The following is a 14,403-nucleotide window of genomic DNA, read 5'->3' as shown; positions in this document are numbered from 1 at the left end:
CAAAAGTATATGATCTCCATCGAAAAAGCAGAAGAATGGTTGGCAGAGCTGTTGGACGAGCTTCCGGAAGCCTTCTTTCAAGAACTCAACGGCGGCGTCTGCCTCCTCCCCGATGCAAAGCTGGACCCGGACTTTCCCGGAGAGGACCTCTACATTTTGGGCGAATACTGCCAGGCCCCCTATTTAGGTAGAAGCATCGTCATCTATTACGGGTCCTTTGAACCCGTCTTCGGAGATTTATCTCCGCTGGAACTGCGCCGTGAGCTGCGCGATACCCTCCGGCACGAATTCCGCCATCATGTGGAAGCCTTGGCCGGTGAAAACGGCCTGGATTTGGAGGACGAGGCATGGCTGGCAGAGTATTTGGAGGAAAGCCGTCCCGTACGCGATCCAGAAAAAGCTGCCCAAAAGGCCTATGAAAAGGGATTGGCCGATGGGAAACGCTCCAAGTGGTGGAACCGGCGTAAAAAAGAATAGAGTCAACGCAAAAACACCGCATACGGAGCACGTATGCGGTGTTTTGCTTCGGTGATTTGGTCACAGAACTTTTTGGGCATCTCCCATATACTAAGAACAACAAAACACAAACTACACGAAAGGAGACATTCACATGTCTGTTTTACATCTTACAAAAGAAACCTTCGCCAATGAAGTGCTGCATACCTCCCTGCCGGTCTTAATTGATTTCTGGGCCCCGTGGTGCGGCCCGTGCCGCATGGTCTCCCCCATGATCGACCAACTTGCGCAGGAATTGAAGGGTACTGCCAAGGTCTGCAAAATCAATATAGACGAGGAACCCGAGCTGGCTTCCGCGTTCGGCGTCATGAGCATCCCCACGCTCCTGGTCATCCAGGACGGAAAAATCGTCGCCCAATCGGTCGGCCTCAAAGCCAAAGAGCAAATCAAGCAGATGATCCCCGTCTGATGGTCATTCCCTCGCCAGTGCATTCAACGCTTTGCGGTCCAACAGCCGGATTCCCTTGCGGGAGACCTCCACCAACCCTTCGTTCTGAAAATACTTCAACATGCGCGACACCACTTCCCGTGCGCTGCCCATATGGTGGGCGATCTGTTCATGCGTCAGCGTGACGGCGTCGTTCCCTTCCAGAGCGGCTTGTTCCAATAGGAAAATCGCCAACCGGCGGTCGAACTTCATAAAAACAATCTGCTCGACGACCCACATCACGTCTGAAAAGCGTGCGGAAATGGTCTCCTGCAAAAATGTCTGCACCGCCAGATTGCTCTTGCCAAGGGCATCGTAGGCGGAAGCTTGGATGAGATAGAGTTCCGTCTCTTCTTCAGTATCCACATAGATGTCAAAGGAAATATTTTTCAGGATGCACGATGCAGAGAGGAAACAGACATCTCCATCGAGCAAGCGATATAAAGTGATTTCTTTTCCTTCGTCAGACATCAGATACGCCCGCAGCTGCCCGCGTTTTACAGCAAGCACCCCTGTACACCTCTCCAAACCGCTGTGAATTCGGCTGCCTTTTGGATACACATAGCACCGCGTTTGCGATAAAAGTTTCTGCTGTTCCCGCAGAGTCAACCCTTTCCAAAATGGGAACGTCTCTTCCAAAAAGCGCAGATCAAGCGGTTCCATATGCACTCCCCTTTTCCTCGTAACATTGTATACCCAGTATAGCATAATCCAAAGAGGAAAGGGAAAGAAGTGTGCAAAAAATCTTCAGTAGGAAGAAATCCTACTGAAGATTTTTGTTTTACGGAACAATTTCAAATTCCTGTGCACCGAAGGCACCCGGGGCAATCTCATAAGCGGCGAACACCACAACCGGATTTCCTTTTTCATTCAAATAGAATTTGGTATTTTCATCCACCGTGGTAAATCCTTCGATTCCGTCACTGCCATCCCAGTAAACCAGATTCTCGTCCTCTGCCATACGCTGCTGCATCTGCTCTCGGATGCTCGCATTCGCAATAGAGACATAATCCTCTCCCAGGATATCCTCCAAGGTCAGCGCCTTGTCGTCTTTTAAGTCGATGTTGTAGAAATATTGCACGTTATACGCATTGCACCAGTTCTCGTTTGCCGTAAGTTCCAGAGAAAGGCGCGTATCCGACTGGTATTTCACATCGTACTGAACATCAACCTTGATATCCTTCTGTGCAAATTCTTCCTCCGTGCCTCCTGTTGCAATGAACGCCTCTTTGTACTCCGCGATTTGCTGTTCCGCCTGCGCTTTGTAGTCATCCACAATCTTCTGGATTTCTGCATTTACATCGGCTACAACGCCGCTGTCTTCTTCTCCTTCAATCTGAGGGACTTCCATCTGAATGGTCTTATCCTCGTCCTCCTGAACGTAGCTTCTCCAGGTGACGACTTGGACAATGCCTCCCACCACCGGAACCTTGGCAACTGCTGCTGCAAAGGGTTCGCTGACATTCAATGCTGCAACGAAACAGATCACCAAACACGCTGCCGTAGCCGCTACTCGTTTTCCATACCGTTTGAATAGATGCATTTCGTTTCCTCCTTTTCTCAATTGTGTTTGTTGTATGGCTTGATGAACCGTCTCTGAAAGTTCGCTGGGAATTTCTGTCGCATCATAAATCTTTTTGGAATCACGGATACGATCTTCTTTGTTCATGCCAATCCCTCCTCGTAAGTCATCTTGATTTGTTTCAGCGCCGAATAGAGACGGTATTTCACTGTGCTAAGCTTCGCCCCCGTTACCTTGGCGATCTCTGCCAAGGAGAAATCCTCATAAAAACGCAGGACCACTACGGTTTTCATCTTTTCCGGGAGCTTTTGCACCTGTTCATAAATTTCCATCGCCTGGTGGTCTTCCTCCACCGGCGTATCTTGAATGCGCTGCAAATCCCCTGGCTCATAGGAATATTCCCGTTTTCCCTTCTGCAGCGCGGTTAAGCATTCATTGACCAAAACCCGGTAGAACCAGGTCTTCACATAGTCGGCGTTGCGAATCGAGGTATAATGCTCCAATGCCTTGACAATCGCATTCTGTACAATATCGAGGGCTGCATCCGCATTATGGACATAGGAAAAGGCAAGCCGGTAAAATTTATCCTGATTTTCCAGCAAATAGCTAACAATTTGTTCGCGTAACTCCTCCTTCATAATGCCCCTCCTTCCTGTTGCTTTTTCTACTCTTTAGATCGGCGAACACTGGCAAAAGTTAGTCCCTTACAATTTTTTCTATACTTTATCATTATTTCGTTTCGAGCAATCAGTCCTATGATCGAAAAATCCCCGGCAACGAAGGATTTCTCCTTCCCTGCCGGGGATTAGTGATTCTGTTCAAATCTCGCTGCGCCCTTCGATCGCGCGGGATAGGGTTACTTCATCCGCATATTCCAAATCGCCGCCCACCGGGATCCCATATGCGAGGCGTGTCACCTTTACCCCCAGCGGCTTGAGCAGCCGGGAAATATACATGGCGGTCGCTTCCCCCTCCACCGTGGGATTGGTGGCCATAATGACCTCCTGGACCCCACCCGCATGAACGCGCGCCAGTAGCTCCTTGATGCAGAGCTGATCTGGCCCCACCCCGCTGAGCGGGGAAATCACGCCGTGAAGGACGTGGTAAGTGGCATTGAATTCGTTGGTGCGCTCCAGTGCAATCACATCACGCGGGTCCTCCACCACACAAATGATGGACTTGTCCCTCGCTTCGTTGCGGCACACAGGGCACAATTCCTGATCGGTTAAGTTGCAGCAAATTTTGCAATAATGGATTTTTTCATGCGCATCCAAAATGGCATTGGCAAATGCCTCTGCACCTTCTTTGGATAGGCCCAAAACATAGTAGGCCAGCCGCTGAGCGCTTTTATGCCCAATACCGGGCAATTTCTCAAATTGCTCAATCAGACGCGACAGCGGGGCAACATTATATGAGGGCATTCTTTACAGGAGGCCCGGCATGTTGAAGCCGCCGGAGATCTTTTCCATCTTCTCCGCCTTCTCTTCGGAAGCCGCGCGCAGCGCCTCGTTGACAGCTGCACGGACCAGATCCGCCAGCATCTCTACATCTTCGGGATCGACCACTTCAGGCTTAATCTCGATGGACTGTACTTCCAAGCTGCCGCTGACTGTAGCCTTCACAGCGTCGCCGCCGGAAGTCGCTGTATATAACTTCTGATCCAGCTCTGCGCTGGCCGCATCCATCTCCTCCTGAATTTTTTGGGCCTGACGAGCGAGCTGCTGGATATTTGCTGCTCCGCCTCCGCCGTATCCCTGGGGTAATCTTGCCTTCATAAATCAAAACTCCTTTTCAAAAGATTCTTTGCCCAAATGGGCGTTCTATTTTATCAAATTGATGAGAACACATCTTCATTTCCCGTTTGTCCGGCCGCAGTTACGTCCGTGTCACAGGGATTCCCGCCTCTTCCGCTTCTCCAGCCAATTTCAATAGAGGGTCAACTTCGGCCTCTTCCTGTTTCTTTGCACGATAAGGGCCTAGTTTATAGACGCGTCCGGTGACCTGCTGGATCGCCTCGCGCATCTTATCGCGCTGCGAAGACTTGCGGAGCAGCTCAAAGGCCATTTCCTTGGCGTCAATCAACACATAATCGCCGTTGACATATGCCGAAGAACCGGTGAACGCCGCTGATATCGCAACCGAATATTCTTTTAAGATACGCAAAATCTCCGGCCATTCAGCCAAGCGGGTTGCACCTTCTTCAAGAGGCTTCTGGGGGTTGGCCGCAACCGATGGCCTTATAGGGGGAGGTAAAACAGCTTCCTCTTTTTTGGGGGGAAGCTCGTCCGGCAATGGAACTACGCTTGGCTGCCCTTCCTGTTTTGGTTCCTCAGGGCTTTGCACAATAGGCTCCGTCTGCTTTGCCTTCGAAGCCGCTAGGCGGGGATTGCCCCGCTCCAATGCCTCGATCCGCCGGATCAAAGCGGCATTCGAATCATCCAATTCCGGCGAGCAAAGCTTGATCAGCGCCATTTCCAGCTCGACACGGCGGTCGCCGCCGCGATACATCTTGTCTAAAGCCCCTTGCAGCGTATCGAGACCGTGTAAGATCTCCGATAGAGGGGTGGAAAGCGCCTGCTTGGTCATCTGCTCAAATTCATCGTCCGATACAGCGAGAATACCCCGCGCGTCCTTCATCGTTTTAATCAACATCAACCCGCGGTAGTGGGAGGAAAGCTCCTCACAAAGGCGCGCCATGTCCTTGGACGCATTGTGCAGGCGGTCGATCGTCTCCAATGCGGAAGACGAATCCTGCTTGCGCACGGCTTCGGATAAGGCAAATAGATGGTCGCGCCCAACAAGCCCAACCGTCTCCTGAACAACGTCCAGCGTAACCTGTTTGCTCCGCCCAAGGCACTGATCTAAGAGGGAAAGCGCATCGCGAAGAGCGCCGTCCGCCAATCGAGCAAGCAGCAAGCCTGCCTGCTCCTCCAAAACAGCCCCTTCCTGCTCCGCTACATAGGCCAACCGCCCGGCGATTTCCTGCGGAGGAATCCGCCGGAAGTCGAACCGCTGGCATCGGGACAGGATTGTGGCGGGAAGCTTGTGGACCTCTGTGGTTGCAAGGATGAAAATCACATGCTCTGGCGGCTCTTCCAGCGTCTTCAACAGCGCATTAAACGCCCCTGTGGACAGCATGTGTACTTCGTCGATGATATAAACACGGTATTTGGCGGCAGCCGGGGTGAAATTCGCCTCTTCCCGCAACATACGGATGTTATCCACGCCGTTGTTGCTGGCAGCGTCAATCTCCACGATATCCATCACGGAACCATTTTCGATTCCGCGGCAGATTTCGCACGACCCACAAGGGTCGCCGCCGTGCAGCTCGAGACAGTTGACCGCCTTTGCCAGAATCTTCGCGCAGGTGGTCTTTCCTGTTCCGCGCGATCCTGTGAAGAGGTACGCGTGCGCAATCCGGCCAGCCATCAGCTCATTTTTGAGCGTTACGGTGACCTGTGGCTGCCCTACTACGTCCGCAAAGACCTGCGGCCGCCACTTTCGGTACAAGACCTTATACATATGCGCACCTCTCTCTAGATTTCCGCGAATAGAAGCCTATCAACCCGCTGTGCTCTTCTTAAACAAACACCTTCGTCACAAAAGAATACGCCAATCTAAGACGCACAACCGCCTCCTGTATCTTCCGGACAGCCCGTATACAAACGGAAAGCAAGGACAGCCGCCTCGCGACGGTATCGTGTACCGGGATATGCAGACGAACGGACCACCTGCATCGCACGGGCTCTTCCGCTTAATGCTGCTCGGTTCCCCGCCTGACATGGTTCACGGCGCTCCGTCGCACAGAGCCCGCCCGCCTGCATATCCTGTTACACGCAATTCCTGCCTTGCTTCTCCAAGGGTCATCCCTTGACCTGGATATTATATCGTATTTTGCGCAAAAACGCAAGGCCCAACTTGTCTTCTTTTACAAAAGTTCACCATTTTTTCAGATTGCAGAAACCGATTTTGGGAAAATTACATCGGCTGGCCGCATGTAGAGAATTGTTTGCTAACTTAATCAAAAGGAAATTGCCCAATCGATCGCATTCCCTCTAGTATTTTTATAATAACCATGCTAAAATGGGGCACAAAGGAGATGAATCGTCATGATTCCAACAGAAATACTTATTGCATTTGGAATTTCTTCTTTTTTTACAGTGCTATTCCCCCTTTTACTTCTGGTCCTCCTTGCGATCCGGCGGGCAATTTCGCTACGCCCTTTGTTCATCGGTGTACTCGCGTTTTTTGTTTCACAGATTCTACTGCGTATCCCGCTTTTAAGTATTCTCTCCACACAGGGCTGGTTCCTTACTTTTGCGCAACAACAGATGCTTTTGTATCTCATTTTACTCAGTGCTTCCGCCGGGCTGTTTGAAGAATCTGCCCGCCTGTTGGGCGCAAAATGTTTCTGCAAGGGGCGGCGCAGCTACCGCGACGCAGTCTCTTTTGGCTTGGGGCATGGGCTCTGCGAGGTGGTTTTGCTGGTGGGCCTTAGCTCCATCGGCAACCTCCTCTACTGTGTGATGATTAACAGCGGCTCTTTGGGAGCGGCCGCATCAGGCTCCGCTGAGATGCTCCAGCAGATCACAGCTGCATTGGCCTCCGTGTCCACCGCTAGCATCTATTTGGGAATTGTGGAGCGCATCTCTGCGGTGCTCTTCCATGTTTTTGCTTCTGTGCTGATTTTCTACGGTGTCAATCGCGGGCATTCGTTCCGCTACTGGCTGTTCGCCTTGCTCGCCCATACAGCGTTCAATGTGGCCGCTACATTCTTGGTACAATACAGTAACATATGGATTTGTGAAGGCGTGCTTCTCCTTTTGGGACTCCTATCGCTCGCTTATGTCTTGCACGTGCGCAAAGTTAATGAAATACAAAAAATTGCTTCGTGATTATTGATAAGCTAATAAGAATTACCGCTCATAGAATGGAGGAAAAGTATGAATAAGCAAATGGTATTCATAAGTTATAGCCAAAAAGATAAAGAAAGAGTCTCTCTATTTGCAAGTTTGATGGCTAAAAATGGTTTTGATATCTGGATGGATGTGAAAAATATTTCACTTGGAGAATATATAATTTCAGCAATAGCAGAGGGGCTAAGTAATGTAGATATATATATGATTTTTATTTCCCACAATTCGAGTAAATCCCCTTGGGTAACAGAAGAATTAAATATTGCTCTAACTAAGAACATCGAGAATAAAAAGCCACAAATTATCCCTGTACTGTTGGATGATTGTAGTATCCCGTCAGCTTTGTCAGGGCGTTTATACTTGGATGCTCGCGAATCAATTCAGAGTGCTTTGGAACAATTATACAAAAATTTTCGACATATCGACGTAAACAGCGCAAATACGATCATCTCTTCTCAAAGTCCCATTTTAACAGAAGTCATATTTGGGTTAAGCAAAGAAACTGATATTTCTATTGGCCCATTTTGCGATGGGTTTACAAAAGATGATTTAGTGAATAATCGGGAAAAAGTACAACGACTACTTCGCAAGAGAGCTAATGGAATATTGATGAACTTTGTTCCGTTGAGTGATTTTGATTTGCAGTCCCCTATACCCAAATACAAAAATGGTGTGTATGATGAATCTGTAGAAAAAATATCAGGAAGTACAACTTCAAGTATCTGCGAAAAAGTAATGGCTAAAGCAACGGTTTTTAATCCTGACGCAAAAAAACTCGATGAGTTGGTAAAAAGTAAATTAGACAAATTATATGTTACTTCATTATCTTATATTTTCTCGTTACCGTTTCAAGAAAGCGACTTTGACAAAAGGTGTATGCAACGGATTCAAGATAACTACTCTATCATTTCATACGATTTTGAAGATGGTGCAACTATTGAATATGATAGTAATTTTTTTGTTAGTATCAGATGTACGCCTGAACAAATCCAAATAAAGCTACAGGCAGAATATGACTTTACATTTTCCAAAAAAGCTGTTAATTTCTCGCCTATTAATTTTATTGGTTGGCTGATAAAAGAAACATTATAGTGAGAAGGAGGGGATTGTCTCGCAGAGATTGATCCTCCTTATTATCTTTCACTAGCGCGGATAATTCTATAAGTACATTCGACTCCCTCCTGTAGGTGTGGGCGTGAATCCCCACCTGATTAAGATTGTTGGAACAGTAGCGCTGCAAGGATACCAGTACTTTAACCGGGGTAAGTTCTTCTACATGGAGAATGTAGCTGTTGAGCTTCATCTTCCGCACATAGGCCCCGATATCGGAGATATCGGGCTCGGCCATCCGCGTATGGACAAAGTCCAGTTCGTCCTCCGTGACCATTACATGAAGATGGACATTCTGCTTGATGCCCGGCATTATCGCTCCAGTTCTCGGTTCTTCCCGCACTTCTTCGGCGGTTCTTGGTCTGACATTTTTTCTACTCCGAATAGCGATTAAAAAGCAGCTTCACGGAAGTTTTCCACGAAGCTGCTTTGTTTATTATGAAAATAGTTTTAGGAGAAGCATACCAGTCTGGTAAAAGAGCGCGGAAACATACCACGCCACGGACAGCTGCCAAACCACGCATACAGCCGTCCATTTGAAGCTGCCCATCTCCCGATGAATCGCGGAAATGGCAGCTACACACGGCGTATAGAGCAGTACAAACAGCAGAAAGGAACCGGCCGAAAGCGGGGCAAATGCCTCGGCCAAGGCGCCTGCAAGCCCCATCTCCCCGCCGTACAGCACCCCCATTGTACTGACAATGCTCTCCTTTGCCACCAATCCGGTCACCAGGGACACGGCGGCACGCCAATCGTCAAACCCACACAGCCGGAATAGGGGAGCAATCCACCCACCCACTACCGCGAGGATGCTCTGTGAGCTATCCGTCACATATTGCAATTGAGGCGAGAATGAACGCAGAACCCAGACGAAAACGGTTGCACACAGCAGAACCGTCCCTGCCCTTTTGAAAAAGTCCTTGACGCGCTCCCAAACATGGATGCGCAAACTCTTCCAAGTGGGTAGCCGGTAAGGAGGCAATTCCATTACAAAGGGTGCCTCTTCTCCTTTTAAAACCGTCTTTTGGAAAAGCCACGCCGACAGCGCTCCCAGCAGAATTCCCAGCAGATAAACGCCAAACATCACAACCGGTCCCCACCTGGAAAAAAAGGTGGCGATAAACAGCGAATAGACGGGCATTTTCGCACTGCACGATAGAAACGGAAGCGTTAAGAGCGTCAGGCGGCGATCCTTCTGGTTTTCCAGAATTCGGGTTCCCATTGCCGCTGGAACCGTGCATCCAAACCCCATCAACAGCGGTACAAAGGCTTTCCCGGATAAGCCGAGCTTTCGCATGGGCGCGTCCATTATAAAGGCGGCCCGCGCCATATAGCCGCTGTCTTCCAACAGGGAGAGAAGGAAAAACAGCAGGACAATCTGTGGAAAAAACGCCGATACCGCCCCCAGTCCGGCGAGGATGCCCTCTACGACCAAACTGCGCACCCATTCCGATGCCCCTGCCATTGTAAGCAGCCATTCCACATGCTTCGAAACCGCTACAAACCCGGCTGACAGCCCTTCCGAGAAAAAGGCCCCTACGCTGCCAAAGGTAAGGTAGAAGACGAGGAAAATCAGCACTAGGAACAAGGGGATCGCAAAAAACCGATGCATGACAATCGCGTCAACCCGGTCACTCAAACGTTTTCCTGGATGCTTCTTAAAAAGAAGTCCCTGTTTCACGGCATATTCCGCCGCACCGTACCGCCGTTTCGCTAATTGTTCTTCATAGTCAGGCATGTCCGGTGCTGGAATGGGATACAATGGCCTCGCACATGAGGAAGACATTTCCCCTCTATGTACCACCCCCGAAAGGAGCTCTTCCATCCCCTCCCCGGTTGCTGCCGAAATGGGAATTATCGGAACCCCCAATGCCTTTTCCAAAGCCGGCCGGTTGATACTTCCACCCTCCCTCCGCAATTCGTCCATCAGATTGAGGGCGACCACCACTGGAAGCCTTCGCTCCAAAAGCTGCATGGTGAGGTAGAGGTTCCGCTCCAGGTTCGTGGCGTCAACCACATCGATGACGACCTCCATCTCCCCTCTCTGCAAAAGGCGGTCCGCGATCATTTCCTCGGGGGAATTGGGCGTTAAGGAATATACCCCTGGCAAATCCGTTATTTCGAGTTGTACCCCATGAACCCGTCGTCCTCCTGTCTTTTTCTCAACGGTCACGCCAGGCCAGTTCCCCACATATTGGTGATCCCCCGTCAGCCGATTAAACAACGTCGTCTTTCCACAATTTGGATTTCCTGCCAATACAACGCGGAGTTTCTTTTCTCCTTCCTGCATGCGTCCTTCCTCCCCGATTAAGTTCCAAAAAACAACCGCACTGCAAGCCCAGCGACGAAAAATGCAGTTAGATCTGCGATTAACGCCGCAGGAATAGTATGCCGCGTTTTTTTGATCTGTACCGCCCCATAGTAAACGGCGATGCAATAAAAGGTCGTCTCGGTTGACCCGGCCATTACGGAGGCGACGCGGCCCGCAAAGCTGTCCGGCCCGTCCTTTGCAAAGATCTGTGTCAACAGCGCAGTCGCCCCGCTTCCTGAAACCGGTTTAATGAGTGCAAGCGGCAGTACATCTGCTGGAATCCCCAAAAATGTTGCCACGGGAGCAAGGAACGAAGCCAGTAGATCCAAAGCGCCGGATGCGTTCAGCATCGTGACAGCCATAATCAGCCCCACCAATGTGGGAAGGATGGAAAAGCACGACTGCAATCCCTCTTTTGCCCCTTCTACAAAGGTGTCAAACACCGGCACCCGCCGGACCACACCAAATGCCACCATCAACAGCACGGCGACCGGAACCACATATATTCCTAGTTTATCCAATGGAGCAGCCCTCCAATAATTTCGCCGCCAAAAGGCCGGCAACCAGTGCGATGGCGGAAACCATCCACACGGCGGGCAAAATGTCGAACGGCGCTGCGGACCCATACTGCGCCCGGAGCGTCCCCATAAACGTTGGAATCAATTGAAGCGATGCCGTATTCAGCACGACGAACATCACCATGGAATTATCCGCCACATGCGAACCGCGATTCTGCGCGGCCATCTCTTTCATAGCGGCGAGCCCCATCGGGGTCGCTGCATTCCCCAATCCCAAAAGATTCGCTGTAATGTTCATACAGATGGCCTTTGCCGCAGGGCTTTCCGGCGGATAGGCGGGAAATAAACGGCGCAAAACCGGCGCCAGAAGGCGCGAAAGGATCGCGGTGAGCCCTCCGGCGTCTGCAATTTTCATCAGCCCTGTCCAGGCGCACATCATCCCCATCATCCCGAAAATTAATTGCACCGCATTCCCGGCCCCCGCCAATACAGCCTCCGAAAGCTGCTGCATGCGGCCGGTCGCCAAAGCACAAAAAACACTCACTGCGATCATCGCCGCCCATACCTTGTTCAGCATTCGGGTTCCTCCATCCTGTTGTGTTCTATTCCAATCTGTATTCATTTTCAATAACGGATAGTATATTTTTTAGCTTGAATAGATTGACAAAAATGGTAAATAATGTTACCATCTTTACAGGAAGTGACAAAACTTCCAAAATCATCCATAAAGGAGGACATTCTATTTTGAAATCGACAGGAATTGTCCGTAAAGTTGACGAGCTTGGACGAATTGTTCTGCCAAAGGAATTGCGCAGTACTTTAAATATTCAAGAAAAGGACCCTCTGGAAATTTTTGTTGAGGACTCTGACATCATTTTGCGGAAATATCAACCGGCATGTATCTTTTGCAACAGCCTCGTCAATATTACAACCTACCGCGGACACAACATCTGTCAAAACTGTCTGAAAAAGCTCGCGAGCCTTTCTCAGGATTGATACTGCCCGAGTTCCTAATTGGGTAGGTTCATAGACTATAACAGCGCGAAATCCTAATTGGGAATATCGCGCTGTTTTTTTATCGTTTTCGATCACAAAAAGAACCCCCGCAGCTTACAGGGAGTGACTCTGTAAACTGCGGGGTTCTCCTCAGGTGGAGAAAAACATCGTATGTTTTCCTTAGAGATTAGGAAAATGAAGAGAAAATGAAACTTGTTGTCTGTTTATCGGGTTCGGAAAAAAGCATTCCCGCTTCTTTCCAATCGACCAATGGCTTACGCAACCGTTACCACACAATGGCACTGCGGTGCTTCACCCGGCATCTGGGTGTAAATGCCAGCGCTCTGTCCAGGTGCGCCGATCGCCCAAATGCGGAAGTAATAGTCATTGCCGATCTTCGCTACAAACTGAGTCTTAAACACATCCCCATTGCCAACTGTAAAGCTTGGCATCACCGTGCTACCGTTGGTTACTGTCATCTTGAAGCAATAAGCGCTGCCGCGTTTCAAAGCAAAGGGAAGGGTTGTATCAGAGATCACCGAACGGACAGCGGAGGAAGTCCCCACACTCTGCCCCGCAGTGATCGCCACCGCTGTAGCGGTTGTAAACGCCGTTTTGTTGCTGCTTGAGGAGCTGGAGCTGCCAGAAGAGCTGTTATGCGTAGTCGTCTCCTTTTTCTCCAAGCTATTATATGCATCCTGCAAGGCATCGCTCATTGCGTCAACCTTGTCCTGATCGTCTTCGCTCAGGGCCGCGTCATTTGCCATAGCCTTCGCCGTGTTGAGCACTTGCTGGAATGCTGCTACACTCTTTGCTGTAAACCCACTCAAGTCGACCGTCTCCATAGAGGCAATCAGTGCACGCAGAGCATCTTTATCGGCGATCTTACGCATGGCCGCCAAAGCTTCCGTCAAGGTAATCGCTGCGTTATCCACGTCTTCCTGCGTAGCGTCCCGATCTTCTACGATCACATTTGCAGCTTCCAGCGCCTGAGCCATCTCAGCCTTTCCGGCTTCGATATATTCGTCCAGATTCAGGCCCTTTGCCTTTGCAATCACCGCTTCCAGTTCGGAGGTATCCGCTCTGCGGACCAGGCCAAGAAGTGCCTGCTCCAGTGCATCCGCAGCCGCGTTGATCTCGTCTTCCATCGCATTTTCGTCAGCCAAAACATCCTGGGCGTCTACGAAAGCGGTGTTGAATTCCTCGTTATACGCCGAGGTGAATTCATTGAGGTCGATCTGCTCTGCAATTGCTACCAATTCTTCCAGATAGGTCTTGTCTCCCTTGACGAAGTCGATGCAGTGCAGCGCATCCAACAGTCCGCTCCACGCCTGGTCAATCTCCGTCTGCGTTGCGGTCGGGTTATCAATAATCTCCTGGGCTGCTGCAATTGCATTTTCCATTGCTTCGAGTACAGCGGGGAGCATTGCATCCTTATCCGCCTCATCCAGTGCCTTCTGCGCCGTCTCCAGGGTCATACGAAGAACACGCTTATCAACAACTGTAAAGGCAAAGGTTGTATGCATCTGTTCGCTGGGATTGAGTTCATATGTAAACACAGCGCTATCGTCAAAATCAACGCTTTCGCCATTGACCAAGACGCCGGCAATTTCTTTTCCTTCGACTGCCGGTACAAATTCCAGCGTCACAACTCCATCCTCTGCATCCGCCGTATACAGGCCGATCAGGTTTGCGAGTTTCTGCTCCTCTCCATCCACAGAGAGCTTCACATTTTTGCTGTATGCCACGCTGTACTGGCCAGGCTTTACATCGCCGGAGAGTACCACGGTGCTATACGGGGCAATCGTCAACATGCCATCTTCCAACTTCGAAACGGTATCCACGCTGAATTTCTTCAGGATCTTGCTGAAGGAACCAAATTCTGCATCCGGTTTTACTTCCACGGTGATTTCGTTTCCAGTCAGGTTCGTTGCTACCAGGACGCTGTCGTCCTGCGTCATACGGATGTAGGAAGCTACACCGTTGTTGCCGGTGTCATATTCCGCCACATCGCCGTCTTTCAGCGCGCGGAGCTCATTGCGCCAGCTCAACAGCTCTTTGTAGTGGTTCAGCATGGAATCCGGATC

14 protein-coding genes, 1 other RNA gene and 1 pseudogene are annotated in these 14,403 nt (G+C 50.1%); 5 read left to right on the top strand and 11 right to left on the bottom strand.

The window, feature by feature from the left end; translation table 11 throughout:
* Positions 1 to 9: 9 nt before the first annotated feature.
* The gene (locus tag I2G69_RS04820; RefSeq protein ID WP_195560323.1) at positions 10 to 477 is read left to right on the top strand and encodes a metallopeptidase family protein; all 468 of its coding nucleotides are present in this window, start codon (positions 10 to 12) and stop codon (positions 475 to 477) included.
* Between the two features lie 133 nt (positions 478 to 610).
* A complete protein-coding gene (gene trxA, locus I2G69_RS04815) occupies positions 611 to 925 on the top strand; it encodes a thioredoxin (protein WP_087233198.1) in 315 nt (104 codons plus the stop codon).
* A gap of 3 nt (positions 926 to 928) precedes the next feature.
* On the opposite strand, the gene I2G69_RS04810 is transcribed toward trxA, so the two are convergent.
* The 7 genes from I2G69_RS04810 to ffs all read right to left on the bottom strand — a co-directional run bounded on the left by I2G69_RS04810 (position 929) and on the right by ffs (position 6,281).
* Complete coding sequence (locus tag I2G69_RS04810) at positions 929 to 1,606, bottom strand: Crp/Fnr family transcriptional regulator (protein WP_191395489.1); 678 nt, start codon at positions 1,604 to 1,606, stop codon at positions 929 to 931.
* Positions 1,607 to 1,724: 118 nt separating this feature from the next.
* Positions 1,725 to 2,612: an RsiV family protein gene (locus I2G69_RS04805; protein ID WP_191362776.1), complete on the bottom strand. Its 888-nt coding sequence runs from the start codon at positions 2,610 to 2,612 to the stop codon at positions 1,725 to 1,727.
* A complete protein-coding gene (locus I2G69_RS04800) occupies positions 2,609 to 3,103 on the bottom strand; it encodes an RNA polymerase sigma factor (protein WP_191362775.1) in 495 nt (164 codons plus the stop codon). The genes I2G69_RS04805 and I2G69_RS04800 overlap by 4 nt, the downstream gene beginning before the upstream one ends.
* A gap of 180 nt (positions 3,104 to 3,283) precedes the next feature.
* Positions 3,284 to 3,886, bottom strand: coding sequence for a recombination mediator RecR (recR, locus tag I2G69_RS04795; RefSeq protein ID WP_087233187.1), 603 nt, complete (start codon positions 3,884 to 3,886; stop codon positions 3,284 to 3,286).
* Between the two features lie 3 nt (positions 3,887 to 3,889).
* Positions 3,890 to 4,240: a YbaB/EbfC family nucleoid-associated protein gene (locus I2G69_RS04790; RefSeq protein ID WP_087233184.1), complete on the bottom strand. Its 351-nt coding sequence runs from the start codon at positions 4,238 to 4,240 to the stop codon at positions 3,890 to 3,892.
* Between the two features lie 100 nt (positions 4,241 to 4,340).
* Positions 4,341 to 5,987, bottom strand: coding sequence for a DNA polymerase III subunit gamma/tau (gene dnaX, locus I2G69_RS04785; protein ID WP_087233181.1), 1,647 nt, complete (start codon positions 5,985 to 5,987; stop codon positions 4,341 to 4,343).
* Between the two features lie 195 nt (positions 5,988 to 6,182).
* Positions 6,183 to 6,281: signal recognition particle sRNA small type (gene ffs / locus I2G69_RS04780), an RNA gene on the bottom strand.
* A 293-nt stretch (positions 6,282 to 6,574) separates the two neighbouring features.
* On the opposite strand from ffs, the gene I2G69_RS04775 reads away from it, so the two are divergent.
* On the top strand, positions 6,575 to 7,360 hold the full coding sequence (locus I2G69_RS04775; RefSeq protein ID WP_195560322.1) for a YhfC family intramembrane metalloprotease: 786 nt from the start codon (positions 6,575 to 6,577) through the stop codon (positions 7,358 to 7,360).
* A 48-nt stretch (positions 7,361 to 7,408) separates the two neighbouring features.
* Positions 7,409 to 8,473, top strand: a complete 1,065-nt coding sequence (locus I2G69_RS04770) for a toll/interleukin-1 receptor domain-containing protein (protein WP_195560321.1) — start codon at positions 7,409 to 7,411, stop codon at positions 8,471 to 8,473.
* A gap of 454 nt (positions 8,474 to 8,927) precedes the next feature.
* On the opposite strand, the gene feoB is transcribed toward I2G69_RS04770, so the two are convergent.
* Genes feoB through I2G69_RS04755 form a run of 3 tightly spaced genes read right to left on the bottom strand, consistent with a single transcriptional unit; the run spans position 8,928 to position 11,897 of the window.
* Positions 8,928 to 10,781: a ferrous iron transport protein B gene (gene feoB, locus I2G69_RS04765; protein ID WP_191521221.1), complete on the bottom strand. Its 1,854-nt coding sequence runs from the start codon at positions 10,779 to 10,781 to the stop codon at positions 8,928 to 8,930.
* 17 nt (positions 10,782 to 10,798) lie between these two features.
* Positions 10,799 to 11,323, bottom strand: coding sequence for a spore maturation protein (locus tag I2G69_RS04760; RefSeq protein WP_195450791.1), 525 nt, complete (start codon positions 11,321 to 11,323; stop codon positions 10,799 to 10,801).
* Positions 11,316 to 11,897 (bottom strand): nucleoside recognition domain-containing protein, encoded by a 582-nt coding sequence (locus I2G69_RS04755; protein WP_087233172.1) that lies wholly within the window; start codon positions 11,895 to 11,897, stop codon positions 11,316 to 11,318. Before I2G69_RS04755 ends, I2G69_RS04760 begins: the two co-directional genes overlap by 8 nt.
* Before the next feature lie 167 nt (positions 11,898 to 12,064).
* Between I2G69_RS04755 and I2G69_RS04750 the strand changes: the two genes are divergently transcribed.
* Positions 12,065 to 12,316: an AbrB/MazE/SpoVT family DNA-binding domain-containing protein gene (locus I2G69_RS04750; protein WP_054323025.1), complete on the top strand. Its 252-nt coding sequence runs from the start codon at positions 12,065 to 12,067 to the stop codon at positions 12,314 to 12,316.
* A 275-nt stretch (positions 12,317 to 12,591) separates the two neighbouring features.
* Here I2G69_RS04750 and I2G69_RS04745 read toward each other — a convergent pair.
* Positions 12,592 to 14,403: pseudogene (locus tag I2G69_RS04745) on the bottom strand (FIVAR domain-containing protein); the annotation flags it as partial.

Origin of the sequence: Anaeromassilibacillus sp. D41t1_190614_C2 (genome assembly GCF_015558525.1) — a bacterium.
In the GTDB taxonomy this organism is placed as follows: Bacteria; Bacillota; Clostridia; order Oscillospirales; family Acutalibacteraceae; genus Anaeromassilibacillus; species Anaeromassilibacillus stercoravium.
Note: the sequence above shows the minus strand (reverse complement) of the source record. Positions and strands in the feature narration are given on the sequence as shown.

What these genes read in the sequence shown, in the direction of transcription:
- I2G69_RS04820 (WP_195560323.1), top strand. Translation starts at nt 10, where the DNA reads ATGATCTCCATCGAAAAAGCAGAAGAATGGTTGGCAGAGCTGTTGGAC.
- trxA (WP_087233198.1), top strand. Translation starts at nt 611, where the DNA reads ATGTCTGTTTTACATCTTACAAAAGAAACCTTCGCCAATGAAGTGCTG.
- I2G69_RS04810 (WP_191395489.1), bottom strand. Translation starts at nt 1,606, where the DNA reads ATGGAACCGCTTGATCTGCGCTTTTTGGAAGAGACGTTCCCATTTTGG.
- I2G69_RS04805 (WP_191362776.1), bottom strand. Translation starts at nt 2,612, where the DNA reads ATGAACAAAGAAGATCGTATCCGTGATTCCAAAAAGATTTATGATGCG.
- I2G69_RS04800 (WP_191362775.1), bottom strand. Translation starts at nt 3,103, where the DNA reads ATGAAGGAGGAGTTACGCGAACAAATTGTTAGCTATTTGCTGGAAAAT.
- recR (WP_087233187.1), bottom strand. Translation starts at nt 3,886, where the DNA reads ATGCCCTCATATAATGTTGCCCCGCTGTCGCGTCTGATTGAGCAATTT.
- I2G69_RS04790 (WP_087233184.1), bottom strand. Translation starts at nt 4,240, where the DNA reads ATGAAGGCAAGATTACCCCAGGGATACGGCGGAGGCGGAGCAGCAAAT.
- dnaX (WP_087233181.1), bottom strand. Translation starts at nt 5,987, where the DNA reads ATGTATAAGGTCTTGTACCGAAAGTGGCGGCCGCAGGTCTTTGCGGAC.
- I2G69_RS04775 (WP_195560322.1), top strand. Translation starts at nt 6,575, where the DNA reads ATGATTCCAACAGAAATACTTATTGCATTTGGAATTTCTTCTTTTTTT.
- I2G69_RS04770 (WP_195560321.1), top strand. Translation starts at nt 7,409, where the DNA reads ATGAATAAGCAAATGGTATTCATAAGTTATAGCCAAAAAGATAAAGAA.
- feoB (WP_191521221.1), bottom strand. Translation starts at nt 10,781, where the DNA reads ATGCAGGAAGGAGAAAAGAAACTCCGCGTTGTATTGGCAGGAAATCCA.
- I2G69_RS04755 (WP_087233172.1), bottom strand. Translation starts at nt 11,897, where the DNA reads ATGCTGAACAAGGTATGGGCGGCGATGATCGCAGTGAGTGTTTTTTGT.